This window comes from Pseudomonas sp. PSB11, from assembly GCF_014596605.1.
Taxonomy (GTDB): Bacteria; Pseudomonadota; Gammaproteobacteria; order Pseudomonadales; family Pseudomonadaceae; genus Aquipseudomonas; species Aquipseudomonas umsongensis.
The window spans coordinates 179,457-205,348 of record NZ_NOIO01000007.1 but is presented as its reverse complement, the minus strand read 5'-3'; the positions used below and the strand labels follow the sequence as shown (position 1 = coordinate 205,348).

Here is a 25,892-nt window from a genome sequence, read left to right as displayed (position 1 = left end):
GATCCAATGTGGGAGCGGGCTTGCTCGCGAAAGGGGCATCAGCAGCACTACAAAACTCAGATAAATAAAAAGGCCCGCATCACTGCGGGCCTTTTTATTTACCGGTAGAGCAGGGGGGGCTTAACCCGCCACCAACACCCGAATCGCTTCCAGTCGCAGCGCAGCCTTGTCGAGCATCGCCAGGCCTTGTTCGCGTTGCTTGCGCAAGGCAACCAGTTCGCTGTCACGAACCGTCGGGTTGACCGCTTGCAACGCGGTCAGGCGTGCCAGTTCTTCGTCGGTATCGGCGGCCAGGCGGCGTTGCGCCTCTGCCACGCGTTCGGCGTGACGTGGGTAGATCTTGTCCTCGCCAGCGTTGATCCGTGGCGTCAGCTGGTCGCGCTGGGCCTGGATGAACTTGTTGGCGCTGGCGCGCGGCACGCTTTCCAGTTGATCGTTCAAGGTCTCGAACGACACCCGGGCCGACAGGTCGTTGCCATTGGCATCGAGCAGGCAGCGCAGGGCGGCCGGCGGTAGGTAGCGGCCCAGTTGCAGTGAGCGCGGGGCAACCACTTCACTGACGTAGAGCAGTTCCAGCAACACGGTGCCAGGTTTCAGCGCCTTGTTCTTGATCAGCGCCACGGCGGTGTTGCCCATGGAGCCGGACAGTACCAGGTCCATGCCGCCCTGGACCATCGGGTGCTCCCAGGTAATGAACTGCATGTCTTCGCGAGACAGCGCCTGGTTGCGGTCGTAGGTGATGGTCACGCCTTCGTCGTCGCCCAGCGGGAAACTGGCGTCGAGCATTTTTTCGCTCGGCTTGAGGATCAGGGCGTTTTCCGAATGGTCTTCGCTGTCGATGCCGAATGCATCGAACAGGGTTTCCATGTAGATCGGCAGGGCGAACTGGTCGTCTTGCTCAAGAATCGCTTCGACCAGCGCATCGCCTTCGCCAGCGCCACCGGAATTGAGTTCCAGCAAGCGGTCACGGCCGGTGTGCAGTTCGGCTTCCAGGCGCTCGCGCTCGGCACGGGCTTCGTCGATCAACGCTTGCCACTCGCCATCGTCGGCTTCTTCGAGCAGCGGCAGCAGGCGCGGGCCAAACTGATGCTGCAGGGCGTTGCCGGTCGGGCAGGTATTGAGGAACGCGTTCAGGGCTTCGTGGTACCACTGGAACAGGCGCTCTTGCGGGCTGGTTTCCAGGTACGGCACGTGCAGTTCGATCGTGTGCTTCTGGCCGATCCGGTCCAGACGGCCGATACGTTGTTCAAGCAGGTCCGGGTGCGATGGCAGATCGAACAGCACCAGGTGATGGGAGAACTGGAAGTTGCGGCCTTCACTGCCGATTTCCGAGCAGATCAGCACTTGCGCGCCAAACTCTTCGTCGGCGAAGTAGGCAGCGGCGCGGTCCCGCTCGAGGATGTTCATGCCCTCGTGGAACACCGTGGCCGGGATGCCGGAACGCACGCGCAACGCGTCTTCCAGGTCCATGGCGGTTTCGGCATGGGCGCAGATCACCAGCACCTTGGTGCGCTTGAGCATTTTCAACTGGTCGATCAGCCACTCGACACGCGGGTCGAATTTCCACCAGCGCTCTTCTTCGCTGGCGTCCGGCTGGGCCTGGAAACTGACTTCCGGGTACAGCTCGGCGTGATCGCCCAGCGGCAGTTCAAGGTATTCGTCCGGGCACGGCAGCGGGTAAGGATGCAGTTTGCGCTCCGGGAAACCCTGGATCGCGGCACGGGTATTACGGAACAGCACGCGGCCGGTGCCGTGGCGGTCCAGCAGCTCGCGCACCAGGCGGGCGCTGGCTTCGGTGTCGCCATCGTTGACGGCGGTCAGCAGGGCTTCGCCTTCGTTACCGAGGAAGCCGTGAATGGTTTCATGGGCTTTCGGCGACAGGCGACCTTTTTCCAGCAGCTCCTGAACGGCCTCGGCCACCGGGCGATAGTTTTCGCTCTCGGCGCGGAAGGCGGCCAGGTCGTGGAAGCGGTTCGGATCGAGCAGGCGCAAACGCGCGAAGTGACTGTCCTGGCCCAACTGTTCCGGGGTCGCGGTCAACAGCAAGACGCCCGGGATCGTTTCGGCAAGTTGCTCGACCAGAGAGTATTCAGGGCTGACCTGATCTTCGTGCCACACCAGGTGATGTGCTTCGTCGACCACCAGCAAGTCCCAACCGGCTGCGAACAGCGCGTCCTGGGCTTTCTCGTCGTCGACCAGCCACTCCAGCGCCACCAGGGCGAGCTGGGTGTCTTCGAACGGGTTGGAGGCATCGCTTTCGATGAAGCGTTCTTCGTCGAACAGCGCGACCTGCAGGTTGAAGCGACGGCGCATCTCTACCAGCCACTGGTGCTGGAGGTTTTCCGGTACCAGGATCAGCACGCGATTGGCGCGGCCCGAGAGCAGTTGGCGATGGATCACCAGGCCGGCTTCAATGGTTTTGCCCAGGCCTACTTCGTCCGCCAGCAACACCCGTGGCGCAATCCGGTCGGCCACTTCGCGGGCGATGTGCAACTGGTGCGCGATCGGTTGCGCACGCACGCCACCCAGGCCCCACAGCGACGACTGCAGTTGGCGGCTGGTGTGTTCCAGAGTGTGATAGCGCAGGGCGAACCAGGCCAGGGGGTCGATCTGCCCGGCGAACAGACGGTCGCTGGCGAGACGGAACTGGATGAAGTTCGACAGTTGGGTTTCCGGCAGGGTGACTACTTCGTTCTGCGCGTTGAGACCGTGGTAGACCAGCAGGCCATCGATGTCGTCGACTTCGCGAACGGTCAGTTTCCAGCCTTCGAAGTGAGTGATGGTGTCACCCGGCGAAAACCGTACACGTGTGAGGGGCGCATTCCGTAGCGCGTACTGGCGAGTGTCGCCAGTGGCCGGGTAGAGCACGGTCAGCAAGCGGCCGTCCTGTGCCAGAACGGTGCCCAAACCCAGCTCCGCTTCGCTGTCACTGATCCAGCGTTGCCCCGGTTGATACTGCTGCGCCATGCTGCCTGACTCCCACCTTGAAAAAGCGGGCTATCTTAACGGAATCAGGTCTCCAGACCAAAGGAATACCTGTGCGGGAACTGCCTTTGGCTACGATCCTTTGATCTTGCCAGGCTGAAGAAATCGTAGCCTGTGACAGTTCTTGTCGTGCCCGTGGACACACAGTTTGCGACCGATGGCTCAAGTCAACGTCGCCGCGGCCGACAGCCTGCAGACAGGAGACCGAAAAAATATGCTGCCACCCATGCTCCCCTTGAGTGCCGTGCCGATCACTTCCCAGCACGACCCGGTCCGCCCGCGCCCGGACATCGCGCCCGTCGTGCCGATGCAGGAAAGTTCCAGCGACAGCACCATCGACCTGCAAAATCGTGATCCGGAGGAGGCCGCCCTGCTGCTGCGCGAGGAGCAGCGGCGCAAGCAAGAGCAGCAAAGGCGCCGCCGTGAGGCCGATGAAGACCCTGAGGCGCACCTGGCGATCCCGGGCGACGAACTCAATGCCGACAAAACCGTGCCGGTGGCCCCGCTGATGGAAGGCCAGACTCGCCAGGGGCTGTGGGTCGATATCGAGATTTGAGTCGGTGGCTGGTCAGCGCCGTCGCCAGACCGCATTATTGGCACAGTCCCGCCGATCCCTGCGGCAATTGAATTTCATTTCAAGCGATGCACTGACGCCATGAGCCAAGATGACAAGCTGATCGACCTTAATGCCGAACGCGCCAAGCGTGTCCACGATCTCAACGACAAGCGCCTGAATGAAGTGCGCCAGGCGTTCGAGCAGGCCATGCCGTTGGGCAAGGCGAAGAAGAAGCCGAAGAACAAACCGAAAAAGCGTTGAATCCCCCTGCATCGATTGATGCAGGTCAGTTTTTCCCTCCTTCTATGCCCGGTCCCGGGCAACATTGATCCCGGTCAATATTCTCTCCTGCCCGAATGGTTACCTTGGCTCCATCGCAACAGGGCAACTGCAGGAGACGCGTCATGTTTTTCGACAACGTGGTGATCGCCGGAGTGCTGACCGTCAGCCTCATGCTGGTGTTTTTTGCAGGGTTCGGATTCTTTATCTGGAAAGACTCGCACAAGCGCAAAAAGCCGTAGGTCTTTCTGGATGCAATGAGCACGCAAGGCATTTTGGGCAACTTCGGTTGCCCTTTTTTTTGTCTGCGATTCCTGTCGAGACGTAGCAAGCCCAATGTGGGAGCGAGCCCGCTCGCGAAGACGGAGGTCGTCGCAATGAAAATGGCGACAGGTTAATCGCTTTCGCGAGCAGGCTCGCTCCCACATTGGAACAGGGGTGATTGAACGAAAGCGGTAATAAAAAAGGCGCGGTCCTCACGGAGCGCGCCTTTTTCCGTACGACTGCGTATCAGCTACCCAGCGCCTTCGATGCCAGCCAGAACAGGCCGGCCGACAGGGCCACGGTTGCCGGGAGGGTCAAGACCCAAGCCAGCAGGATGGTCTTGACGGTGCCGCCTTGCAGGCCGCTTTTGTTGGCGACCATGGTGCCGGCCACGCCCGAGGACAGGACGTGGGTGGTGGACACTGGCAGGCTGAAGATGTTGGCCATGCCGATCAGGCTCGCCGTGGTGATCTGCGCCGACATGCCTTGGGAATAGGTCATGCCTTGCTTGCCGATCTTCTCGCCGATGGTCAGTACCACGCGCTTCCAGCCAACCATGGTACCCAGGCCCAAGGCCAGGGCGACCGCCAGAATGACCCAGAACGGAGCGTATTCGGTGGTGGTGGTCAGGTCCTTGCGCAGCTTGTCCAGGTCAGCCTTTTCACGGGCGCCCAGGATTGGCAACTTGCTGACTTTCTTCGCCGTGTCGTCCAGGCACAGCAGGTAACGACGTACTTCGATGCGGCTTTCCGACGACAGCGAGTGGTAGTCGGATACACCTTTGAGGGTGCCAAGCAGTGCGTCGATGGTCGGTTCGGTCTGCTGAGGGTTGCAGCGGAACTTCTCCGGCAGGTCGCCTTCGACACTTTTGCCCAGGGCCAGGAACTCGCCCAGGGAGTCGGCATTGCGCTTGTAGAACTGGCTCAAGTGCAAGGTGGCGTCGCGGGTACGTTCGATCTGGTAGGTGGTGCTGTTCAGGTCGAGCACGAATTGCGCCGGCACGATACCGATCAGCACCAGCATGATCAGGCCGATACCTTTCTGACCATCGTTGGAACCGTGCACGAAGCTCACGGCCATGGCGGAGATCACCAGCACCAGGCGGTTCCAGAATGGCGGGTGTTTCTTGTCGTCGATCTTGCGGCGCTGTTCCGGCGTCTTGTGCATCTTCGACAGCGGACGCCACCATTTAAGGCCGATCAGTACCAGGGCGGCAATCAGGAAGCCTGCCATCGGCGAGAACACCAGCGACATGGCGATATCGATCGCCTTCTGCCAGTTCACCCCGTCGGCCAACGCAATATCGTTGATCAAGGCATTGGCCAGGCCTACGCCGAGGATCGAACCGATCAGCGTGTGGGAGCTGGAGGCCGGGATACCGAAGTACCAGGTGCCCAGGTTCCAGGTGATGGCCGCCGCGAGCAGCGAGAAAACCATTGCCAGGCCGTGGCCGGTGTTCACGTTGATCAGCAGTTCAACCGGTAGCAGGTGAACGATGGCATACGCCACGCCCACGCCACCGAGCAATACGCCGAGGAAATTGAACACACCGGAAAAGAACACCGCCAGATGGGGTGGCATGGCTTTGGTGTAGATAACAGTGGCTACCGCGTTAGCGGTGTCATGAAATCCATTGATGAACTCGAAGGCGAGGACAAAAGCCAGGGCGAGCAAGAGGCTCACAAGCACCCAAGCATCCAGTCCGCTGAATAAATCGATCATGAAGGTTTTCTGACCCGGTCATAAGGGGGCGCGATTATGCCAGAAAAGACTGGAAATCGATGCACTTGCTGCTCATCGGTAACATTCTTCAACGAATTATTTTGCAACGGTGCCGATAACCCCCGTGAATTACAGGGTTTTGCAAGTGATTGAATTTCTTTGAGAAGCCCGCAGGCACAGGGGTTTGCCTCACCTGAAGGGGGTGTGAGCATGCTTGTATGAAATTTCTGAAAAAAGGGTCAGATTCGAGCCTTCAACCTCGTCCGGTGGGAAAGGCGGCCGCTGCCCGCTCGTAGCGGGCGCAAGAGGCAACATCTATACATTCCGCTTTTAACGGATGCAGCGCAGACCCCGGCAGGCATTCAAGCCCAAGCCTTCATGGCTCCTCGGCTTTGAGTTCCTTTTCCATTTTTTCCAGTTCTTGCTTGAAAACCTGATCCTGAACGGTGGCGCGTTTGCGCCATGGCTTGCGTTCCGGTTCTGGCTGGGCGGCGTAGGTGGTGACTTCCCCGCCGTAAACTTCCTTGTAACGTTGTTCCTGGCGCTCAAGTTCCGCGCGCAGTTCGTCTTTTGTCACGGTGCTACCTGATTGAGTTGAGATGAGTTCTGGTGAAACGCACTGCACCTGATGTATTGACCGCACGCGTCGAATGCAAAAAGCCTTTGCAGGCATCGCGTTTACGACAGGGCGATCATACTTCCATGTTGCAGGCGGCCACGGCACCAGAGATATACAGCTGACGTAGCATCAGATCCTGTTTCAGCGAGCGCGTTGGCGCGATGCGGATGCAGTCGGCGTCAGGTGCTTGCTGTGGAGAGCGGCGATGGAACATCGCGCCACCGGGTAGCGGGATCGGCCAATAAAAAACCGAATGGCTACTGAACTACATTATAGCGAGCGATTTAGAGAACACTATCACGATAGAGTTAAAAGTGGATCTTGATGTGTGACTGTTTTCACTCATCACCGTTACTGGCAACTAGGGCATTGGAGGATGCCACACTACGGTGATGTCTTTCTGACGTCATTAAGTCGCACAACTTAAGACAGTTACATTGCGTCATGAAGTCTGCAGCGCCTGCACAAAAAAACTTGTATCGATGGCTGCATGGTCGATTGCATCGTGAGCAGTATCGATTGCGATTATCGCGCAATGGTTCGATAATCGCCCGATGTTACCAGGCCGGGCTTGTATACCCTGCACCCAGTGCCCTGTAATAGCTCGCCGATCCGGCCGGGAAAAGGACCTTGTATGAACGATCAATTGCGCAACTCCTTCGCTTCGGTGGCACCGCCGATCGTAGCTTCACCCGCCAAGCGAATCCAGGCCCTGACGGGTGATCCGGATTTCATGACCTCGCTGGCGCGTGGGCTGGCCGTGGTGCAAGCCTTCCAGGAGCGCAAGCGGCACTTGACCATTGCGCAGATCAGCCATCGTACGGAAATTCCCCGCGCCGCCGTGCGACGTTGCCTGCACACGCTGATCAAACTCGGTTATGCCACGACCGATGGCCGAACGTATTCGTTGTTGCCCAAAGTGCTGACCCTTGGCCATGCCTATGTGTCCTCGACGCCGCTGGCGGTTTCTGCGCAACCCTACCTGGACCGTATGAGCGAGCAACTCCATGAGGCCTGCAACATGGCTACCCTGGAAGGCGATGACATTTTATATATCGCGCGTTCGGCGACCACCCAGCGCCTGATTTCGGTCGACCTTTCGGTGGGCGGGCGCCTGCCGGCCTATTGCACGTCGATGGGCAGGATCCTGCTCGCCGCCCTCGATGACACTTCATTGCGCGAGTATCTCGACCACGCCGACCTGCAAGCCAAGACCAGTCGAACCATTCATACCCCCCAAGCCTTGCTGGAATGCCTGCAGGAAGTACGTCAGCAGGGTTGGTGCATCGTCGATCAAGAGCTCGAGCAGGGGCTGCGTTCGATCGCCGTCCCCGTGTACGACGCTTCCGGTCAGGTGGTTGCGGCGCTCAACGTCAGTACCCACGCCGGTCGGGTCAGCCGCAGCGAGCTCGAGCAGCGTTTCCTTCCTGGCCTGCTGAGTGCCAGCCGTGACCTCAGTACCCAGCTGTTTTCCTAAGCTGTTCGATAAACGCACAGACTCGCGTTTGACGAATTGACGCTCTTTACCTTGCCTCATTAATGTCGCGCCAGCGCCACCCGGCGCTGTCGATCTCGATCCGGCACCGGCCGGCGACCCCATAATAATGAGAAGAGGCACCCATGCGCACATTCCCAGACTGTCGCCGTTCTCCCTGGTTTTTTTGCCGGAGCTCGATCACCTGATCCTGGCTTCCCCCTTTCTCGTGACAGCCTCGTTAGAGGTTGATATCTGTTCGACTGCGTTCTTTGCGTGGGAAAAAAATAATGAACCAGCCCCAGTCTGCTGTAGGTAACTGCCTCGACGTGCAGTCCTTCATCAATGCCCAACCCATTTCGCGTTATCAGTGGCGAGTGGTGATCCTGTGTTTCCTGATTGTCTTCCTAGATGGTCTCGATACGGCGGCGATGGGCTTCATCGCGCCCGCCCTGTCCCAGGATTGGGGTATCGATCGCGCCAGCCTTGGCCCGGTGATGAGTGCGGCGCTGATCGGCATGGTCTTCGGGGCGTTGGGCTCCGGGCCGCTGGCTGACCGGTTTGGGCGAAAGGTCGTACTGGTCGGGGCTGTGCTGCTGTTCGGTGCCTTCAGCCTGGCGTCGGCCTACAGCACCAATGTCGACCAGTTGCTGGTGTTGCGCTTCCTGACCGGCCTCGGCTTGGGCGCGGGCATGCCCAACGCCACGACCCTGTTGTCGGAGTACACCCCGGAGCGCAAGAAATCCCTGCTGGTGACCAGCATGTTCTGCGGCTTCAACCTGGGCATGGCCGGTGGCGGATTCATTTCGGCCAAGCTGATCCCGGCGTTCGGCTGGCATAGCTTGCTGTTGATCGGCGGGATCCTGCCGTTGATCCTTGGCGTCGTGTTGCTGATCTGGCTACCCGAGTCGGCGCGTTTTCTGGTCGTGCGTAATCGCGGCACCGACAAAGTACGCAAGACGCTGGCCCCCATCGACCCGAAGGTGGTGGCCCAGGCATCGAGCTTCAGCGTGCCGGAACAGAAAACCGTGAAGGCGCGCAACGTGTTTGCCGTGATCTTCTCCGGCACCTACAGCGTCGGCACCTTGCTGCTATGGCTGACCTACTTCATGGGCCTGGTGATCGTTTACCTGCTGACAAGCTGGCTGCCGACCCTGATGCGCGACAGCGGTGCGAGCATGGAGCAGGCCGCGTTCATTGGTGCGCTGTTCCAGTTCGGCGGGGTGTTGAGCGCGGTGGGCGTTGGCTGGGCCATGGATCGCTTCAATCCGCACAAGGTCATCGGTACTTTCTATCTGTTGGCCGGGGTGTTTGCCTACGCGGTAGGGCAGAGCCTGGGCAATATCACCTTACTGGCGACCCTGGTGTTGGTGGCGGGCATGTGTGTCAACGGTGCGCAATCGGCGATGCCTTCGCTGGCGGCGCGGTTTTATCCGACTCAAGGGCGTGCCACCGGGGTGTCATGGATGCTCGGGATTGGCCGCTTCGGCGCGATCCTGGGTGCATGGATGGGCGCGACACTGCTGGGACTGGGCTGGAATTTCGAGCAAGTGCTAACGGCACTGGTGATTCCGGCGGCTTTGGCGACTGCGGCGGTGGTGATCAAAGGTGTGGTCAGTCATGCGGATGCGACCTGACATTTAACCTTGATCGTTCCTGCGCTCTGCGTCCGCTTCGGCAGGGATGCGGTGCGTCCCGGGCTGCATTCCCACGCAGAGTGTTGGGAACGATCATAGGCAAGGCAAAACGGTAGCCTGACAACAATGTGTTCGATAAACGAACACTCAGTCGATTATCGGATTGTTTGGTGTGGGGCACGCGCTTAATCTTTAACCACTCCGGCGCTGCGCATCGGCGCCTTTTTATCAGTTGGTTAATAACAAACGGGAGCCTGCCCCGATGGCTGAAATTCTTTCGCTGCACGACGCGGTTAAGCAATTCGTGAACGACGGCGATACGGTCGCACTCGAAGGCTTTACCCATCTGATCCCGACAGCGGCGGGTCACGAAATCATTCGCCAGGGCAAGAAAGACCTGACCCTGGTGCGGATGACCCCCGACCTGATCTACGACCAGTTGATCGGCGCCGGTTGTGCACGCAAGCTGATTTTCTCCTGGGGAGGCAACCCGGGTGTCGGTTCGTTGCATCGTCTGCGTGACGCCGTCGAGAAGCAGTGGCCCCATGCCCTGGAAATTGAAGAACACAGCCACGCCGACCTGGCTAACGCCTATGTTGCCGGCGCATCCGGCCTGCCGTTCGCGGTGCTGCGTGCCTACGCCGGTTCCGACCTGCCCAAAGTCAACCCACTGATCAAGTCCGTCACTTGCCCATTCACCGGTGAAGTGCTGGCCGCCGTGCCTTCGGTACGCCCGGATATCACCGTGATTCACGCGCAAAAAGCCGACCGCAAGGGTAACGTGTTGTTGTGGGGTATTCTCGGCGTGCAGAAAGAAGCCGCGCTGGCTGCCAAGCGCTGCATCGTCACCGTTGAGGAAATTGTCGACGACCTGAACGCACCGATGAACTCCTGTGTCCTGCCCACCTGGGCCCTGAGCGCGGTTTGCCACGTCCCTGGTGGCGCGCATCCGTCCTACGCACACGGTTACAACGAGCGGGACAACCGTTTCTACCAAGCCTGGGACCCGATTGCCCGCGACCGTGAAACCTTCACTGCGTGGATTAACGAGTACATCCATGGCAGCGCTGACTTCAGCGAGTTCCAGGCCAAACTGGCCGCTGCTTCGGAGGCGAAGTAATGACTTACACCACCAATGAAATGATGACCGTTGCTGCCGCCCGCAGGTTGAAGAACGGTTCTGTGTGCTTCGTGGGTATCGGCCTGCCGTCGAAAGCGGCCAACCTGGCGCGCCTGACGTCCTCGCCGGACGTGGTCCTGATCTACGAATCGGGCCCAATCGGCGCCAAGCCGAGCGTACTGCCACTGTCGATCGGTGATGGTGAACTGGCGGAAACCGCTGATACCGTGGTCCCGACCGGTGAGATTTTCCGCTACTGGCTGCAGGGCGGGCGTATCGACGTCGGTTTCCTCGGCGCTGCGCAAGTCGACCGTTTCGGCAACATCAACACCACCGTGGTCGGTGATTACCATGCGCCGAAAGTGCGTCTGCCGGGTGCCGGTGGCGCGCCGGAGATTGCCGGTTCCGCCAAGAGCGTGCTGATCATCCTCAAGCAGTCGTCGCGTTCGTTCGTCGACAAACTCGATTTCATCACTTCGGTCGGCCATGGCGAGGGTGGTGATTCACGCAAGCGTCTAGGCCTGCCGGGCGCCGGTCCAGTGGGAATCATTACCGACCTGTGCATCATGGAGCCGGAAGCCGGCACCCACGAGTTCGTGGTCACCGCACTGCACCCGGGCGTGACCCGCGAGCAAGTGGTCGCGGCGACCGGTTGGCCGATCCGCTTTGCCGATAGCGTCGACACCACTGCCGAGCCGACCGAAGTCGAGCTGACCGCGCTGCGTGATCTGGAAGCCCGCACCGCAGCCGCCCACGGCCAAACCCCAGGAGAAGCATGATGCGTGAAGTTTATATCTGCGACGCGATTCGTACCCCTATCGGCCGTTTCGGCGGTGGCTTGTCGGCGGTTCGCGCCGACGACCTGGCCGCCGTGCCGATCAAGGCCTTGATGGAGCGCAACCCGTCGGTGGACTGGAATGCAGTGGACGAGGTGTTCCTCGGCTGTGCCAACCAGGCCGGTGAAGACAACCGCAACGTGGCGCGCATGGCGCTGCTGCTGGCGGGTCTGCCGGAAACCATTCCCGGCGTGACCCTTAATCGCCTGTGCGCTTCGGGCATGGATGCCATCGGTACCGCGTTCCGCGCCATCGCCAGTGGCGAAATGGAGCTGGCGATTGCGGGTGGCGTCGAATCGATGTCACGCGCGCCGTTCGTGATGGGCAAGGCCGACGCCGCGTTCTCGCGCAACATGAAGCTGGAAGACACTACCATTGGCTGGCGCTTCATCAACCCGCTGATGAAGGCCCAGTACGGTGTGGATGCGATGCCGCAGACCGCCGACAACGTCGCCGACGATTATCAAGTGTCCCGCGAAGATCAGGACGCTTTCGCCCTGCGCAGCCAGCAACGCACCGCTGCCGCGCAGGCGGCGGGCTTTTTCGCCGAAGAAATCGTCGAAGTGCGCATTGCCCACAAGAAGGGTGAAACAGTGGTCAGCCAGGATGAGCATCCGCGCGCCGACACGTCCCTGGAAACCCTGGCCAAACTCAAACCGGTCAATGGCCCGGACAAAACCGTCACCGCCGGCAACGCTTCCGGTGTGAACGACGGCGCGGCGGCCTTGATCCTGGCCTCGGCCGAAGCGGTGAAAAAGCACGGTCTGACTGCTCGCGCCAAAGTATTGGGCATGGCCAGCGCCGGTGTTGCACCTCGGGTGATGGGTATTGGCCCGGTGCCAGCGGTGCGCAAGTTGACCGAACGCCTGGGTTTGGCGGTCAGCGATTTCGACGTCATCGAACTCAACGAAGCGTTCGCCAGCCAGGGCCTGGCGGTGCTGCGCGAACTGGGGCTGGCGGACGACGCACCTCAAGTCAACCCGAACGGTGGCGCCATTGCCTTGGGCCATCCGTTGGGCATGAGCGGTGCGCGCCTGGTTTTGACAGCCCTGCATCAGCTGGAAAAAAACGGTGGCAAGAAAGGTCTGGCGACCATGTGTGTCGGTGTCGGCCAGGGTCTGGCCCTGGCGATCGAGCGCGTCTGACGCGCTCGAAAAGACTTATAAGCACTGAGGAATGTTTCATGACTGACAAGCCTGGTTACCGTCGCCCGCAGGAAGGCACCCAGCCTGCCTACCTGCACCCGACCTATCAATCCACCAACCTGCGCTCGCCGTCCAAGCCGCTAGTGTTCTTGCCGCACTCGTTGTCGGAAATCACCGGTCCTACCGTTGGTGCCGAGCGCATCAACGAGAAGGACAACGACCTGACCGCCCAGCACGAGGGGCAGCCTCAGGGTGAGCGCATTATCATCCATGGCCGTGTGCTGGATGAAAACGGTCTGCCGGTACCGGGGATTCTGGTTGAGATCTGGCAGGCTAACGCCGCCGGTCGCTACAACCATCCCCGTGACCTGCACGACGCACCGCTGGACCCGAACTTCACCGGCACCGGCCGCACCGTGACCGACGCCGATGGCTGGTACCAGTTCCAGACCATCAAGCCCGGCGCGTATCCGTGGGGCAACCACCACAACGCCTGGCGTCCGGCGCACATCCATTTCTCGCTGTTCGGGCCGAGCATCCTGACGCGCCTGGTCACGCAGATGTATTTCCCCGGGGACCCGCTGCTGGCGTACGACCCGATCTACAACTGCGTGCCCGATACCCGCGCCAAGGAGCGTTTGATCGCCACGTTCGATCTTGAAAAAACCATCCCTTCCTATGCCCTCGGGTATCGCTGGGACATCGTGTTGCGTGGCCGCGACGCCACGCCGATGGAGAAATAAGATGACGCTGACTGCGACCACGTCCCACACCGTAGGGCCTTACTACCACATCGGCCTGACCTGGCTGAATCGCGAAAACCTGACCGTCGAGCAAACCCTGGGCGAGCGCGTGGCGATCACCGGGCAAGTGGTCGATGGCAACGGTGATGTCGTCAACGACGCGATGCTGGAAGTCTGGCAGGCCAATGCCGCCGGCAAGTACGACCATCCTGAAGACGATCAGGACAAACCCCTGGACCCGAACTTCGAAGGCTTTGGCCGGGTGCCGGTGGATGCCGAAGGGCGCTTCCGGTTCACCACCATCAAGCCGGGTACGGTCGAAGGCCTCAAAGGCACGACCCAGGCACCGCATCTGGTGGTGCTGGTGTTCGCCCGTGGTTTGGTGAAGCATTTGCTGACACGGATCTACTTCGATGGCGAACCGGCCAACGTGGACGACCCGTTGCTCGAATGCGTTCCGGCCGAGCGCCGCAGCACCTTGCTGGCCAAGCAGGATGCCAGCGGTGTTTACCAGTGGAATGTGATTCTGCAGGGCACTGACGCGGAGACGGTGTTCTTCGACTATTGAGCGAACACCACAAATCCCTGTGGGAGCGAGCCTGCTCGCGAAAGCGGACTGACAGTCGACATGGATGTTGAATGGAGCGGCCTCTTCGCGAGCAGGCTCGCTCCCACAAGGGATATGCATTGGTGATCCATCTGCGGAACGGGACTATTGCAAAGTGTGTCTAGACTCTCACTGTCCCCATTGAGTGAACAAAACAATGACAACCCCAACTACAGCTCCTGAAGCGCTATACACGGGTGAAGAACGCAGCAAGCGGATCTTCGCCATTGTCGGTGCTTCTTCAGGCAACCTCGTCGAATGGTTCGACTTCTACGTCTATGCGTTTTGTGCGATCTATTTCGCGCCAGCCTTTTTCCCGTCCGACAACCCCACGGTGCAGTTGGTCAACACCGCGGGCGTATTTGCCGCCGGGTTCCTGATGCGCCCGATTGGCGGCTGGATATTCGGCCGTGTCGCGGACAAGCACGGGCGCAAGAATTCGATGCTGATATCGATTCTGATGATGTGCTTTGGCTCGCTGCTCATCGCCTGCTTGCCAACCTACAAGGATATTGGTGTCTGGGCCCCGATCATGCTGCTGTTCGCGCGCTTGCTCCAGGGCCTGTCGGTGGGCGGCGAGTATGGCACCACGGCCACCTACATGAGCGAAGTCGCCCTCAAGGGCCAGCGCGGTTTCTTTGCCTCGTTCCAGTACGTCACGTTGATCGGCGGGCAGTTGCTGGCGGTGTCGCTGGTGGTGATCCTGCAGCAGTTCCTCACCGAGGATGACCTGCGTGCCTACGGCTGGCGGATTCCGTTCGTGGTCGGTGCCATGGCGGCTCTGGTTTCGCTGTACCTGCGTCGTTCGCTGAAAGAAACCACCAGCAAGGAAATGCGTGAAAACAAGGACGCCGGCAGCATTCGTGCGCTGTTTCGCGACCATAAAGCCGCGTTTATCACCGTGCTCGGTTACACCGCCGGTGGCTCGCTGATTTTCTACACCTTCACCACGTACATGCAGAAGTACCTGGTGAACACCGCCGGCATGCACGCCAAGACCGCCAGTTACATCATGACCGGCGCGCTGTTCCTTTATATGTGCATGCAGCCGTTCTTTGGCATGCTCGCGGACAAGATCGGCCGCCGTAACTCGATGCTGTGGTTCGGTGCCCTGGGTACGCTGTGTACCGTGCCGATCCTGCTCAGCTTGAAAACTGTTAGCAGTCCGTTCCTGGCTTTTGTGTTGATCACGCTGGCATTGGCGATCGTCAGTTTCTACACCTCGATCAGCGGCCTGGTGAAAGCCGAAATGTTCCCGCCCGAGGTACGCGCCCTGGGTGTTGGCCTGGCTTACGCAGTGGCGAATGCAATCTTCGGCGGTTCGGCGGAATATGTTGCCCTGAGCCTCAAGGCAGTCGGCATGGAAAACTCCTTCTACTGGTACGTGACGGTGATGATGGCCATTGCGTTCCTGTTCAGCCTGCGTCTACCCAAGCAAGCGAAGTATCTGCATCACGACCTTTGATCTAATAAGCGGGCCCAAGCGGCCCGCGCTTCCAGGGACTGTTTATGAACGAGCGACCGGGCAATCAATTGTTCGATGCCTATTTCACTGCCCGCGATATGCGCGAAGTGTTCTGCGATCAGGGCCGGGTCCAGGCCATGCTCGATTTCGAAGCGGCGCTGGCCCGGGCCGAAGCGCGGGTCGGCGTGATTCCGCCTACCGCGGTGGCGCCGATTGAAGCGGCGTGCCAGGCCGGGCATTACGATTTTGCCGCCCTCGGCGAGGCAATTGCCACGGCGGGTAATTCGGCGATCCCGTTGGTCAAGGCGCTGGGCAAGCAAATCGCTGCGAGCGATGCGCAAGCCGAACGCTACGTGCATCTGGGCGCCACCAGCCAGGATGTAATGGATAGCGGCCTGGTGTTGCAATTGCGCCGGGCGCTGGCATTGATCGACAGCGATCTGGCGCAACTGGGCGACACCCTCGCCACCCAGGCCCAACGTTATGTCGCCACGCCACTGGCCGGACGCACCTGGTTGCAACATGCGACGCCGGTGACCCTCGGCATGAAAATCGCCGGTTGGCTGGGCGCCGTCACCCGCAGCCGTCAACGTCTGCAAGCGCTCAGGCCGCGCCTGCTGGTGCTGCAATTCGGTGGCGCCTCCGGAACCCTCGCGGCCCTCGGTGAACAGGCGATGCCGATTGCCCAGGCGTTGGCCGAAGAGCTGCAACTGAGCTTGCCGGACCAACCCTGGCACACTCAGCGCGATCGCCTGGTGGAGTTTGGCTCGGTGCTCGGATTGATCGCCGGAAGTCTCGGCAAGCTCGGTCGCGATATCAGCTTGCTGATGCAAACCGAAGCCGCCGAGGTGTTCGAGCCTTCGGCGCCGGGCAAGGGTGGTTCTTCGACCATGCCGCATAAACGCAATCCAGTCGGTGCGGCGGTGCTGATTGGCGCGGCGACTCGCGTGCCAGGCCTGCTGTCGACACTGTTCAGCGCCATGCCGCAGGAGCACGAGCGCAGCCTGGGGCTGTGGCATGCCGAGTGGGAAACCCTGCCGGAAATTTGCTGCCTGGTGTCCGGCAGTCTCAAGCAGGCGCTGCTGGTCACGGGCGGACTGGAAGTGGACGCCGAACGCATGGCCCGCAACCTCGACCTGACCCAGGGCCTGGTGCTCGCCGAAGCGGTGAGCATCGTCCTCGCACAACGGGTCGGCCGCGACACCGCGCATCACCTGCTGGAACAATGCTGCAAACGCGCCGTCGCCGAACAACGCCATCTGCGTGCCGTACTTGGCGACGAACCGCAAGTGACTGCCGAACTGTCGGCCACTGAACTCGATCATCTGCTGGACCCCGCCCATTATCTCGGTCAGGCCCGTACCTGGGTCGAGCGAGCGGTGGCTGAACATTCTGCATTGACTGCCTGAAGGAGACTGCTGTGGCTTTCGTACAACTCGCCGATGGCGAACTACATTACCAACTAGATGGACCGGTCGATGCGCCGGTGCTGGTGCTGTCCAACTCGCTGGGCACCGACCTGCACATGTGGGACGCGCAGATTCCGGCGTTCACGGAGCACTTTCGTGTACTGCGTTTCGACACCCGCGGACACGGCCAATCGTTGGTGACGCCGGGCCCTTACAGCATCGAACAACTGGGCCGTGACGTATTGGCACTGCTGGATGCCCTGCACATCGAACGCGCACATTTCTGCGGCCTGTCCATGGGCGGCCTGATCGGCCAGTGGCTGGGGATCAACGCTGGCGAACGTCTGAATAAGCTGATCGTGTGCAACACGGCGGCGAAAATCGGCGATCCGTCGATCTGGAACCCGCGTATCGAAACGGTGTTGCGTGACGGTCAGGCAGCGATGGTCGCCTTGCGCGATGCATCGATTGCACGCTGGTTCACCCCGGATTTCTCCGAAGCCAACCCGGCGGCGGCCAAGCAGATTACCGACATGCTGGCGGCGACATCGCCTGAAGGCTATGCGGCCAACTGTGCGGCGGTGCGCGATGCCGATTTCCGCGATCAGTTGTCTGCGATCAAGGCGCCGCTGCTGGTGATCGCCGGCATCCAGGATGCGGTCACGCCGCCGTCCGGCGGGCACTTCATCCAGGAGCACGTACCGGGTGCGGAGTACGCCGAGTTCTATGCCGCGCACTTGTCCAACGTCCAGGCCGGTGCTGATTTCAGCGACCGCGTACTGGCCTTCCTGACGGCTCGTTGAGGGGAATTGCGTGGACGAGAAACAACGTTACGACGAGGGCATGAAGGTCCGTCGCGCTGTTCTGGGCGATGCCCATGTCGATCGCAGCCTGACCACCCTGACCGAGTTCAACTCGGAGTTCCAGGAAATGATCACCCGCCACGCCTGGGGTGACATCTGGACCCGTCCGGGCCTGCCGCGTCACACCCGCAGCCTGATCACCATCGCCATGCTGATCGGCATGAACCGCGAGGGCGAACTCAAACTGCATCTGCGCGCTGCCGCCAACAACGGCGTGAGCCGCAGCGAGATCAAGGAAGTGATCATGCAGAGCGCAATCTACTGCGGGATTCCGGCAGCCAATGCGACGTTCCACCTGGCTGAGTCGGTCTGGGATGAGTTGGGGGTTGAATCGCGGGAGTGATCCCCTGCGATTGATCGTTCCCACGCTCTGCGTGGGAATGCCTCAATGGACGCTCTGCGTTCGGCTTTGGAAGGGACGCGGAGCGTCCCGGGCTGCATTCCCACGCAGAGCGTGGGAACGATCGGCCTCTAGAGCAGGCTGATCGGGTAGCTGATGATCACGCGATTCTCATCGAACTCGTTGTTGCTGTAGTCGCGACGTATCGTCGAGTTGCGCCATTTCACGTTCAGGTCTTTCAGCGCACCGCTCTGCACGGTGTAGCCCAGTTCACTTTCACGACCCCATTCCTTGCCATCGGTGATGGTGCCGGTGTGCACGTTATCGCCGCTGATGTAGCGGTTCATCAGGGTCAGGCCCGGCACGCCAAGGGCAACGAAGTTGTAGTCGTGGCGCACTTGCCAGGATTTTTCCCGGGCGTTGTCGTAGCTGGAGTTGTAGCTGTCGTTGGCCAGGGTGCCGCCGCTGGTGCCGTTGACCCGCATCCACGGGCTATCGCCGGTGAGTTTCTGCAAGCCGACGTAGAAGGTGTTGCCGCCGTACTTGGCCGAGAACAGGCCAAACATGGTTTTGTTGTCCAGCTCGCCGGCCCGGGCGCTGCCGTCATCCTTGCCGTAGAAGTAGCCGAGGTTGGCACCGAGGGTCCAGGCACCGATGGGTTGGCTGTGGGTCAGGTTGATGAATTGCTGGCTGTAGATGTCCTTCAGTTCGGCGTTCCACACACCGATCTGGGTGCGTTTCTCGTTGAACAGGTACTCGCCGCCCTGGAAGTTGAAACGGTCGGAGGTGAACGCGGCTTTGCCGGTCATCGACATGTCGCCCATGCTGCTGTCGTCGCGCGGGCTGTTCTGGCGGAACTGTCCGCCGTACAGCGTCAGGCCGTCGATTTCCTTCGAGGTGAGTTGCCCGCCGCGGAAGGTTTGCGGCAGGGAACGACCGTCGTCCGAACGCAGGATTGGCAGCACTGGCATCCATTCGCCGACTTTCGCTTCGGTTTGCGACAGCTTGGCCTTGAACGCCACGTTGGTGCGACCGAAGTTGTCGGCCGGGCGGCCGTCACTGTCCAGCGGCAGCAACTGGGTACCGCCAGTACCTTTGCCGCCATCGAGTTTCACCGAGTACAAGCCCAGCACGTCCATGCCGAAACCGACGGTGCCCTGGGTAAACCCGGACTTGGCGTCGAGAATGAAGCTTTGCGTCCACTCTTCGGCCTTGCCCTGGGCCTTGGTGGGGTTGGTGAAGTTGCGGTTGATGTAGAAGTTGCGCAGGTTCAGGTTGACCTTGGCCCCTTCGACAAAACCCGACTCTTCGGCCTGGGCGGGCAGGGCTGCGCTCGCCAGGGCTACGGCGATCAAGCTGGGAACGAAATACTGCGCGGAAGAAGGCGTCATGGGCTTGGGTCTCTCTAATTCTTGGAGATGAAACAGGGTGATGCCGCAACCCAAGGTTGCAGACGTGCTGGGAAATCAGGGCAAGCGAGGCGGATCAGCCGGAGAGGGCAGGGCGCGGGGGCATGGCATCGAACCTGTTGTTATTGGTTTTGTGGGTCGAATGGTGATGTGAATGTACTAGATGGTTCAATCTGTGAAAACAGATTTTGGGCGATTATCGAACGTTAGATTGCCCAGGGTTTGCGTTGTTAGTGCTGGCCCCTTCACGAGCAAGCCCGCTCCCACATTGGCCGCATTCTTTCTGGAGGAACTCGGTTGAGTGTGGGAGTGGGCTTGCTCGCGAAGGGGCCAGAACGGTCCTCACACCTTTTCCGGCGGTCAACAAAAAGCCCACCGAAAGGTGGGCTCCTTGTTTTCACAGCACTATCAGAAATACTTCATCTTCGGCGCTTCTTCTTTCAACGGCTCGTTCTTCGCCGTCTGTTCGTTCCAGCCACCGCCCAGGGCCTTGTACAGGTTGACCTGGCTGACCAGTTGCGCCAGACGGTCGGTGATCAATGCCTGTTGGGCACTGAACAGCTGGCGCTGGGCATCGAGGAAGGTCAGGTTGCTGTCGACACCGATGCGGTAACGACGCTCGGCCAGGCGGTAGTAGTCCTGGTTGGCATTGACGAAGTCCTGCTGCGCCTGCAGCTGCTGGACGTAGGTCTGGCGCGCGGCCAGGCCGTCGGCGACTTCCTGAAAGGCGGTCTGGATGGACTTCTCGTAGTTCGCCACGCCAATGTCTTTCTGGATTTTCGAGTAATCCAGGCTGGCACGCAGGCTGCCGGCGTTGAAGATCGGCAGGTTGATCTGCGGCTGGAACAGCCAGGTACCCGAACCACCCTTGAACAGGCCGGACAGGTCCGGGCTCAGGGTCCCGGCATTGGCCGTCAGGCTGATGCTCGGGAAGAACGCTGCCCGCGCCGCGCCGATGTTGGCGTTGGCGGCCTTGAGGTTGTACTCGGCCTGCAGGATGTCCGGGCGACGCTGCAGCAAGTCCGACGGCAGGCCAGGTGGCACTTCGGCCAGCAGGTCGTCGTTCAGCGGTTTGGCCGCTTGCAGGTTGGCCGGGATGCCGGTGCCAAGCAGCAGCACCAGGCTGTTTTCATCCTGGGCGACCTGACGGGTGTACTTGGCCAATTGCGCACGGGCGTTTTCCACCGAGGTGCGCGATTGTGCCAGGTCCAGGGCCGAAGCGACGCCCACTTCGTTGCTGCGCGCGGTGAGCTTGTAGCTCTCCTCGAACGCGGCGAGGGTGTCCTGGGTCAGCTTGAGCAGTTCCTTGTCGGCCTGCCAGGTCAGGTAGGCATTGGCCACGCTGGCCACCAGGCTGATCTGGGTGCTGCGCCGGCCTTCTTCGGTGGCAAAGTACTTCTGCAGGGCTTCTTCGTTCAGGCTGCGAATCCGACCGAACATATCCAGTTCATAGGCGCTGATGCCAACCGTGGCCGAGTAGGAACTGGTGATGCCAGCCTCGCCGGTCTGCGAAGCGTCAGCCGGCAAGCGCTGGCGGCTACCTGTACCGTTGGCCGAAACGGCCGGGAACAGATCGGCTCGCGAGATGCGGTATTGAGCCGCAAAGGCGTCGATGTTCAAGGCCGCGACACGCAGGTCGCGGTTGTTTTCCAGGGATACCTGAATCAGCTGCTGCAGCGCCGGGTCATGGAAAAACTGCTTCCAACCCTGCTCGGCAGCGGCCTGCGCCGGTGCCTGGGCCGGCGAATACGCCTGGCCCTGCGGGTACTGATCTGCCACCGGTGCTTGCGGCCGCTGATAGTCAGGTATCAGCGAGCAGCCACCAAGCACGAACGCGGCGACGGCCAGGGAGAGTAGCGACTTGCTCATTAGCCAGCCTCTTTAGAAGTTTCAATGGCGTCTTGCTGGTCGACGTTTTTACGCTGACCCAGGGCCGACACGGTGACGAAGAACAGTGGGACCCAGAAGATCGCCAGAACGGTTGCGGTGATCATACCGCCAATCACGCCGGTACCGATGGCATGCTGGCTACCGGAACCTGCACCCGTGGATATCGCCAGGGGCACCACCCCGAGCACGAACGCGAGCGAGGTCATGATGATGGGGCGCAGACGCATGCGGCAGGCTTCGATGGCCGCCTCGCGCAGGCTGCGCCCTTGTTCGTGCAGTTCCTTGGCGAATTCGACAATCAGGATGGCGTTTTTCGCCGCCAGGCCGATGGTCGTCAACAAGCCCACCTGGAAGTACACGTCGTTGGACAGGCCGCGCAGGCTGGTGGCCATCAGCGCACCGATGATCCCCAGCGGTACCACCAGCATGACCGCGATCGGAATCGACCAGCTTTCATAGAGGGCCGCCAGGCACAGGAACACCATCAGCAACGACAAGGCGTACAGCGCAGGCGCTTGCGAGCCCGACAGGCGTTCCTCGTAGGACAGGCCGGTCCAGGAAATACCGACGCCGGCCGGCAGTTTCTTGGCGATGGCCTCGACTTCGGCCATGGCTTCACCGGTGGAGTAACCCGGTGCCGGGGCGCCGAGGACTTCCACCGCTTCCACGCCGTTGTAACGGGCCAGTTTCGGCGATCCGTAGATCCACTCACCCTTGGCGAACGCCGAGAACGGAACCATGGTGCCGACGCTGTTGCGCACGTACCACTTCTGCAAGTCCTCAGGGCTCATGCGCGCACCGGGCTGTCCTTGCACGTAAACCTTCTTCACCCGACCACGGTCGATGAAGTCGTTGACGTAGCTACTGCCCAGGGCGATCGACAGGGTGTTGTTGATGTCGGCGATGGTAATGCCCAGGGCACTGGCCTTCTCATCGTCGATTTCCAGCTGGTATTGCGGCTCATCGTTCAAGCCGTTCGGACGCACTTGAGTCAGGATCTTGCTTTGCGCCGCCATGCCGAGGAACTGGTTACGGGCTTCCATCAGCTTGTCGTGACCGATACCGGCGCGGTCCTGCAGGAACACGTCGAAACCGGTGGCGTTACCCAATTCCAGTACCGCCGGTGGCGCGAAGGCAAACACCATGGCGTCACGGAAGGTGAAGAAGTGCTGCTGGGCACGGGCTGCGACCTTGAACACGCTGTTGTCGGCGTTACGGTCTTCCCATGGGCGCAGCATGATGAACGCCATGCCCGAGCTTTGGCCACGGCCGGCGAAGTTGAAGCCGGTCACGGTAAACACCGAGTTCACCGCGTCGCCTTCACCGCCATCCTTGCCCGGACGCAGCAGGAATTCACGCATTTCGTCCACGACCACCTGGGTGCGCTGGGACGTCGATCCGGCGGGGGTCTGTACCTGGGCGAACAATACGCCCTGGTCTTCTTCCGGCAGGAACGCGGTTGGAATGCGGGTGAACAGCCAGATCATGCCGACGACGATGATGATATAGGCCAACAGGTACGGCGCCTTGTGCGTCAGCATGCTGCCGACGCCACGCTCGTAGCTTTTGACACCACGGTCGAAGTTGCGGTTGAACCAGCCGAAGAAACCGCGTTTCGGGGTGTGGTGCTCGCCCTTGGGAATCGCCTTGAGCATGGTGGCGCAGAGCGCCGGGGTGAAGATCAGGGCCACCAGTACCGACAGGGCCATGGCCGAGACGATGGTGATCGAGAACTGCTTGTAGATCACACCGGTGGAGCCGCTGAAGAAGGCCATTGGCAACAGCACCGCTGACAGCACCAGGGCGATACCAACCAGTGCTCCCTGGATCTGCCCCATGGATTTCTTGGTCGCTTCCTTGGGCGACAGGCCTTCTTCGCTCATCACCCGTTCGACGTTTTCCACCACGACGATGGCATCGTCCACCAGCAAGCCGATGGCCAGCACCATACCGAACATGGTCAGGGTATTGATGCTGAACCCGGCCGCCGCGAGGATCCCGAATGTACCGAGCAATACCACCGGGACCGTCATCGTGGTGATGATGGTGGCGCGGAAGTTCTGCAGGAACAGGAACATCACCAGGAACACCAACCCGACCGCTTCGACCAGGGTGTGAACCACGCCCTTGATCGATTCGGTTACCACCGGCGTGGTGTCGTACGGGAACACCACTTCCATCCCTTCAGGGAAGAACGGCTTGAGGTTGTCGATGGTGGTGCGCAGGGCCTTGGCGGTATCCAGGGCGTTGGCGCCAGTGGCCAGTTTCACGGCCAGGCCGGACGCCGGGGCGCCGTTGAACTGGGCGTTGATGCTGTAGTTCTCACCACCCAGGCCGACGCTGGCGACATCCTTGAGGCGAACCTGGGAGCCGTCCTTGTTGACCTTGAGCAGGATCTTTTCGAATTGCTCGGCGGTCTGCAGGCGGGTCTTGCCAATGATCGTCGCGTTCAGCTGCGTGCCGGGCAGGGCGGGCAGGCCGCCGAGCTGGCCGGATGAGACCTGGACGTTCTGTGCGGCGATGGCGGTTTTGACATCGATCGGGGTCAAGTTGAAGTTGTTCAACTTGGCCGGGTCGAGCCAGATGCGCATGGCGTACTGGGAGCCGAATACCTGGAAGTCGCCGACACCGGCGGTCCGCGAGATCGGGTCCTGCATGTTGGACACGATGTAGTTGGACAGGTCGTCCTTGGTCATGCTGCCGTCACGCGACACCACGCCGATCACCAGCAGGAAGTTCTTCACTGCCTTCGTCACGCGGATACCTTGTTGCTGCACTTCCTGCGGCAACAGCGGGGTGGCCAGGTTCAGCTTGTTCTGGACCTGGACCTGCGCGGTATCGGAGTTGGTGCCTTGCTCGAAGGTCGCGGTAATGGTCATGGTGCCATCGGAGTTACTTTCCGAAGACACATAACGCAAATTGTCGATACCGTTGAGCTGCTGCTCGATCACCTGGACCACGGTGTCCTGCACGGTTTGCGCAGAAGCGCCCGGGTAGGTCACGGAAATGGCGATGGCTGGAGGGGCAATGCTCGGGTATTGGTTGATCGGCAACTTGAGGATCGATAGAGCCCCGACCAGCATGATCACCAGGGCGATTACCCAGGCGAAGATCGGACGGTCGATGAAGAATCTGGACATGAATTACTCCCCTTGGCCGCTGGAAGCCTGCTCAGCTGGCTTGGCGGGGGCCGGGTTTTTTGTGCCGACGTTGGTGGCGTCAGTGGGCTTGACTTCGATGCCCGGCTTGACGAACTGCAGGCCTTCGGTGATCAGGCGATCGCCGGCCTTCAGGCCGTCCTCGATCAGCCATTGGTTGCCGACGGTGCGGTTAGCCTTGAGCTGACGCAGTTCGACCTTGTTGTCGGGACCTACGACCAGCGCGGTCGGCATGCCTTTGAGGTCGCGGGTGACGCCTTGCTGCGGCGCCAGGATCGCGGCGCTGTTCACGCCTGCCTGCAACTGGGCGTGCACGAACATGCCCGGCAGAAGGGTGTGGTCAGGGTTCGGGAACACGGCGCGCAGGGTGACGGAGCCGGTGGTCTGGTCAACCGAGACCTCTGAGAACTCCAGCTTGCCGTCGAGCTTGTACTGGCTGCCATCCTCGAGGGTCAGCTTGACTTTCGCGGCGTTGTCGCCGGCCTTTTGCAGACGACCGCTTTCCAGCTCGCGGCGCAGCGTAAGCAGCTCGACAGAAGACTGGGTGACGTCGACGTAGATCGGGTCCAGCTGCTGGATCACCGCCATCGCTTCGGCCTGGCCATTGCTGACCAGTGCACCTTCGGTGACCGACGAGCGACCGATCCGACCGGTCAACGGCGCATACACCTTGGTGTAGCGCACATTGATCTGGGCCGTTTGCAGTGCGGCTTCCGATTGCAGGCGGTTGGCCACGGCGGTGTCGTATTCCTGGCGGCTCACGGCCTGTTCGTCGACCAGTTGCTTGTAGCGGTCAGAGATCGACTTGGTCGAACGCAAGTTGGCTTCGGCGCTTTTGAGCGTAGCGTCATAAACCGATGGATCGATCTGATACAGCTGCTGGCCGGCCTTGACGTCGCCGCCTTCCTTGAAAAGACGCTTGAGAATGATGCCGTTGACCTGTGGGCGCACTTCGGCAATGCGGAACGCACTGGTGCGTCCCGGCAGATCGGACGTCAACGTAAACGTTTGCGTCTGCAGGGTGACGACGCCGACCTGAGGCGGTGGTGCGGCCGGAGGGGCCTCTTCTTTTTTACATCCGCTGAGCAGCGATGCCAGGGCGACGGCGGCGACCAGAGCGGTAACAGCTGGCTTGAATTGCATGAAAATCCTCGGGTCAGGCGCGAAACAAACGCACAAGAAAAAATTGAAAGGTTAAAAAGTGGGGGCCGAGTGGATAAGTAGCATGCTAAGGAATATACTTACGTTCATGGCTGTTTGTAAATACCTTGGTCACGTACCCATCCCGTTACAAACGCCGTCGCAAGGTTCGAATTGTAGGCCCGGGGACGAAACCCAAGAGCACTCGCCCCGCTTTTATTCAGCTGATAT

21 protein-coding genes are annotated in these 25,892 nt (G+C 60.7%); 14 read left to right on the top strand and 7 right to left on the bottom strand.

Annotated features, from left to right (window positions below; all coding sequences use genetic code 11):
- Nucleotides 1-120: 120 nt before the first annotated feature.
- Nucleotides 121-2,967, bottom strand: coding sequence for an RNA polymerase-associated protein RapA (gene rapA, locus CGA21_RS11730; protein ID WP_188264244.1), 2,847 nt, complete (start codon nucleotides 2,965-2,967; stop codon nucleotides 121-123).
- A gap of 232 nt (nucleotides 2,968-3,199) precedes the next feature.
- Between rapA and CGA21_RS11725 the strand changes: the two genes are divergently transcribed.
- The 3 genes from CGA21_RS11725 (at nucleotide 3,200) to ccoM (ending at nucleotide 4,062) form a co-directional block, all read left to right on the top strand.
- Nucleotides 3,200-3,541 (top strand): aspartate-semialdehyde dehydrogenase, encoded by a 342-nt coding sequence (locus CGA21_RS11725; RefSeq protein ID WP_188264243.1) that lies wholly within the window; start codon nucleotides 3,200-3,202, stop codon nucleotides 3,539-3,541.
- A gap of 99 nt (nucleotides 3,542-3,640) precedes the next feature.
- Entirely contained in the window at nucleotides 3,641-3,802 is a 162-nt protein-coding gene (locus tag CGA21_RS11720; protein WP_008016476.1) for a hypothetical protein, read from the top strand.
- Nucleotides 3,803-3,945: 143 nt separating this feature from the next.
- Nucleotides 3,946-4,062 carry a cytochrome c oxidase subunit CcoM gene (gene ccoM, locus CGA21_RS30230; protein ID WP_008056860.1) on the top strand — a complete coding sequence of 39 codons (117 nt, stop codon included), beginning with the start codon at nucleotides 3,946-3,948 and terminating at the stop codon, nucleotides 4,060-4,062.
- A 268-nt stretch (nucleotides 4,063-4,330) separates the two neighbouring features.
- On the opposite strand, the gene CGA21_RS11715 is transcribed toward ccoM, so the two are convergent.
- Both CGA21_RS11715 and CGA21_RS11710 read right to left on the bottom strand, forming a co-directional pair.
- Complete coding sequence (locus CGA21_RS11715) at nucleotides 4,331-5,806, bottom strand: inorganic phosphate transporter (RefSeq protein WP_110748925.1); 1,476 nt, start codon at nucleotides 5,804-5,806, stop codon at nucleotides 4,331-4,333.
- Between the two features lie 376 nt (nucleotides 5,807-6,182).
- Nucleotides 6,183-6,383: a hypothetical protein gene (locus CGA21_RS11710; RefSeq protein ID WP_008056863.1), complete on the bottom strand. Its 201-nt coding sequence runs from the start codon at nucleotides 6,381-6,383 to the stop codon at nucleotides 6,183-6,185.
- Between the two features lie 676 nt (nucleotides 6,384-7,059).
- Here CGA21_RS11710 and pcaR point away from each other — a divergent pair.
- The 11 genes from pcaR to pcaC all read left to right on the top strand — a co-directional run bounded on the left by pcaR (nucleotide 7,060) and on the right by pcaC (nucleotide 18,067).
- Nucleotides 7,060-7,902 (top strand): pca regulon transcriptional regulator PcaR, encoded by an 843-nt coding sequence (gene pcaR, locus CGA21_RS11705; RefSeq protein ID WP_110748927.1) that lies wholly within the window; start codon nucleotides 7,060-7,062, stop codon nucleotides 7,900-7,902.
- Nucleotides 7,903-8,189: 287 nt separating this feature from the next.
- Nucleotides 8,190-9,536, top strand: coding sequence for an MFS transporter (locus CGA21_RS11700; protein WP_020798339.1), 1,347 nt, complete (start codon nucleotides 8,190-8,192; stop codon nucleotides 9,534-9,536).
- Nucleotides 9,537-9,798: 262 nt separating this feature from the next.
- Nucleotides 9,799-10,656: a CoA transferase subunit A gene (locus CGA21_RS11695; protein WP_008054173.1), complete on the top strand. Its 858-nt coding sequence runs from the start codon at nucleotides 9,799-9,801 to the stop codon at nucleotides 10,654-10,656.
- Nucleotides 10,656-11,435, top strand: a complete 780-nt coding sequence (locus tag CGA21_RS11690; RefSeq protein ID WP_110748929.1) for a CoA-transferase subunit beta — start codon at nucleotides 10,656-10,658, stop codon at nucleotides 11,433-11,435. Before CGA21_RS11695 ends, CGA21_RS11690 begins: the two co-directional genes overlap by 1 nt.
- Nucleotides 11,432-12,637, top strand: a complete 1,206-nt coding sequence (gene pcaF / locus CGA21_RS11685) for a 3-oxoadipyl-CoA thiolase (RefSeq protein WP_177411579.1) — start codon at nucleotides 11,432-11,434, stop codon at nucleotides 12,635-12,637. Before CGA21_RS11690 ends, pcaF begins: the two co-directional genes overlap by 4 nt.
- A 38-nt stretch (nucleotides 12,638-12,675) precedes the next feature.
- Complete coding sequence (pcaH, locus tag CGA21_RS11680) at nucleotides 12,676-13,380, top strand: protocatechuate 3,4-dioxygenase subunit beta (protein WP_110748933.1); 705 nt, start codon at nucleotides 12,676-12,678, stop codon at nucleotides 13,378-13,380.
- A gap of 1 nt (nucleotide 13,381) precedes the next feature.
- Nucleotides 13,382-13,948, top strand: coding sequence for a protocatechuate 3,4-dioxygenase subunit alpha (pcaG, locus tag CGA21_RS11675; protein WP_020798344.1), 567 nt, complete (start codon nucleotides 13,382-13,384; stop codon nucleotides 13,946-13,948).
- A 196-nt stretch (nucleotides 13,949-14,144) separates the two neighbouring features.
- The gene (locus tag CGA21_RS11670) at nucleotides 14,145-15,452 is read left to right on the top strand and encodes an MFS family transporter (protein WP_110748935.1); all 1,308 of its coding nucleotides are present in this window, start codon (nucleotides 14,145-14,147) and stop codon (nucleotides 15,450-15,452) included.
- Nucleotides 15,453-15,496: 44 nt separating this feature from the next.
- Entirely contained in the window at nucleotides 15,497-16,861 is a 1,365-nt protein-coding gene (locus CGA21_RS11665; protein WP_110748937.1) for a 3-carboxy-cis,cis-muconate cycloisomerase, read from the top strand.
- Between the two features lie 11 nt (nucleotides 16,862-16,872).
- On the top strand, nucleotides 16,873-17,664 hold the full coding sequence (gene pcaD / locus CGA21_RS11660) for a 3-oxoadipate enol-lactonase (protein ID WP_110748939.1): 792 nt from the start codon (nucleotides 16,873-16,875) through the stop codon (nucleotides 17,662-17,664).
- 10 nt (nucleotides 17,665-17,674) lie between these two features.
- Nucleotides 17,675-18,067 carry a 4-carboxymuconolactone decarboxylase gene (pcaC, locus tag CGA21_RS11655; protein WP_020798348.1) on the top strand — a complete coding sequence of 131 codons (393 nt, stop codon included), beginning with the start codon at nucleotides 17,675-17,677 and terminating at the stop codon, nucleotides 18,065-18,067.
- Nucleotides 18,068-18,195: 128 nt separating this feature from the next.
- Here the strand turns inward: pcaC and CGA21_RS11650 are convergent, their stop codons facing one another.
- The 4 genes from CGA21_RS11650 to CGA21_RS11635 form a co-directional block, all read right to left on the bottom strand.
- On the bottom strand, nucleotides 18,196-19,455 hold the full coding sequence (locus CGA21_RS11650) for an OprD family porin (protein WP_188264242.1): 1,260 nt from the start codon (nucleotides 19,453-19,455) through the stop codon (nucleotides 18,196-18,198).
- 426 nt (nucleotides 19,456-19,881) lie between these two features.
- Nucleotides 19,882-21,342, bottom strand: coding sequence for an efflux RND transporter outer membrane subunit EmhC (gene emhC / locus CGA21_RS11645; RefSeq protein WP_110748945.1), 1,461 nt, complete (start codon nucleotides 21,340-21,342; stop codon nucleotides 19,882-19,884).
- Nucleotides 21,342-24,503, bottom strand: a complete 3,162-nt coding sequence (gene emhB / locus CGA21_RS11640; RefSeq protein ID WP_110748947.1) for an efflux RND transporter permease subunit EmhB — start codon at nucleotides 24,501-24,503, stop codon at nucleotides 21,342-21,344. The genes emhC and emhB overlap by 1 nt, the downstream gene beginning before the upstream one ends.
- Nucleotides 24,504-24,506: 3 nt before the next feature.
- Nucleotides 24,507-25,664, bottom strand: coding sequence for an efflux RND transporter periplasmic adaptor subunit (locus CGA21_RS11635; RefSeq protein WP_020798354.1), 1,158 nt, complete (start codon nucleotides 25,662-25,664; stop codon nucleotides 24,507-24,509).
- Nucleotides 25,665-25,892 lie beyond the last annotated feature (228 nt).

Bases quoted from the DNA above. Each gene is read 5' to 3' on its own strand.
- rapA (WP_188264244.1), bottom strand. From the start codon at position 2,967: ATGGCGCAGCAGTATCAACCGGGGCAACGCTGGATCAGTGACAGCGAA.
- CGA21_RS11725 (WP_188264243.1), top strand. From the start codon at position 3,200: ATGCTGCCACCCATGCTCCCCTTGAGTGCCGTGCCGATCACTTCCCAG.
- CGA21_RS11720 (WP_008016476.1), top strand. From the start codon at position 3,641: ATGAGCCAAGATGACAAGCTGATCGACCTTAATGCCGAACGCGCCAAG.
- ccoM (WP_008056860.1), top strand. From the start codon at position 3,946: ATGTTTTTCGACAACGTGGTGATCGCCGGAGTGCTGACCGTCAGCCTC.
- CGA21_RS11715 (WP_110748925.1), bottom strand. From the start codon at position 5,806: ATGATCGATTTATTCAGCGGACTGGATGCTTGGGTGCTTGTGAGCCTC.
- pcaR (WP_110748927.1), top strand. From the start codon at position 7,060: ATGAACGATCAATTGCGCAACTCCTTCGCTTCGGTGGCACCGCCGATC.
- CGA21_RS11700 (WP_020798339.1), top strand. From the start codon at position 8,190: ATGAACCAGCCCCAGTCTGCTGTAGGTAACTGCCTCGACGTGCAGTCC.
- CGA21_RS11695 (WP_008054173.1), top strand. From the start codon at position 9,799: ATGGCTGAAATTCTTTCGCTGCACGACGCGGTTAAGCAATTCGTGAAC.
- CGA21_RS11690 (WP_110748929.1), top strand. From the start codon at position 10,656: ATGACTTACACCACCAATGAAATGATGACCGTTGCTGCCGCCCGCAGG.
- pcaF (WP_177411579.1), top strand. From the start codon at position 11,432: ATGATGCGTGAAGTTTATATCTGCGACGCGATTCGTACCCCTATCGGC.
- pcaH (WP_110748933.1), top strand. From the start codon at position 12,676: ATGACTGACAAGCCTGGTTACCGTCGCCCGCAGGAAGGCACCCAGCCT.
- pcaG (WP_020798344.1), top strand. From the start codon at position 13,382: ATGACGCTGACTGCGACCACGTCCCACACCGTAGGGCCTTACTACCAC.
- CGA21_RS11670 (WP_110748935.1), top strand. From the start codon at position 14,145: ATGACAACCCCAACTACAGCTCCTGAAGCGCTATACACGGGTGAAGAA.
- CGA21_RS11665 (WP_110748937.1), top strand. From the start codon at position 15,497: ATGAACGAGCGACCGGGCAATCAATTGTTCGATGCCTATTTCACTGCC.
- CGA21_RS11650 (WP_188264242.1), bottom strand. From the start codon at position 19,455: ATGACGCCTTCTTCCGCGCAGTATTTCGTTCCCAGCTTGATCGCCGTA.
- emhC (WP_110748945.1), bottom strand. From the start codon at position 21,342: ATGAGCAAGTCGCTACTCTCCCTGGCCGTCGCCGCGTTCGTGCTTGGT.
- emhB (WP_110748947.1), bottom strand. From the start codon at position 24,503: ATGTCCAGATTCTTCATCGACCGTCCGATCTTCGCCTGGGTAATCGCC.
- CGA21_RS11635 (WP_020798354.1), bottom strand. From the start codon at position 25,664: ATGCAATTCAAGCCAGCTGTTACCGCTCTGGTCGCCGCCGTCGCCCTG.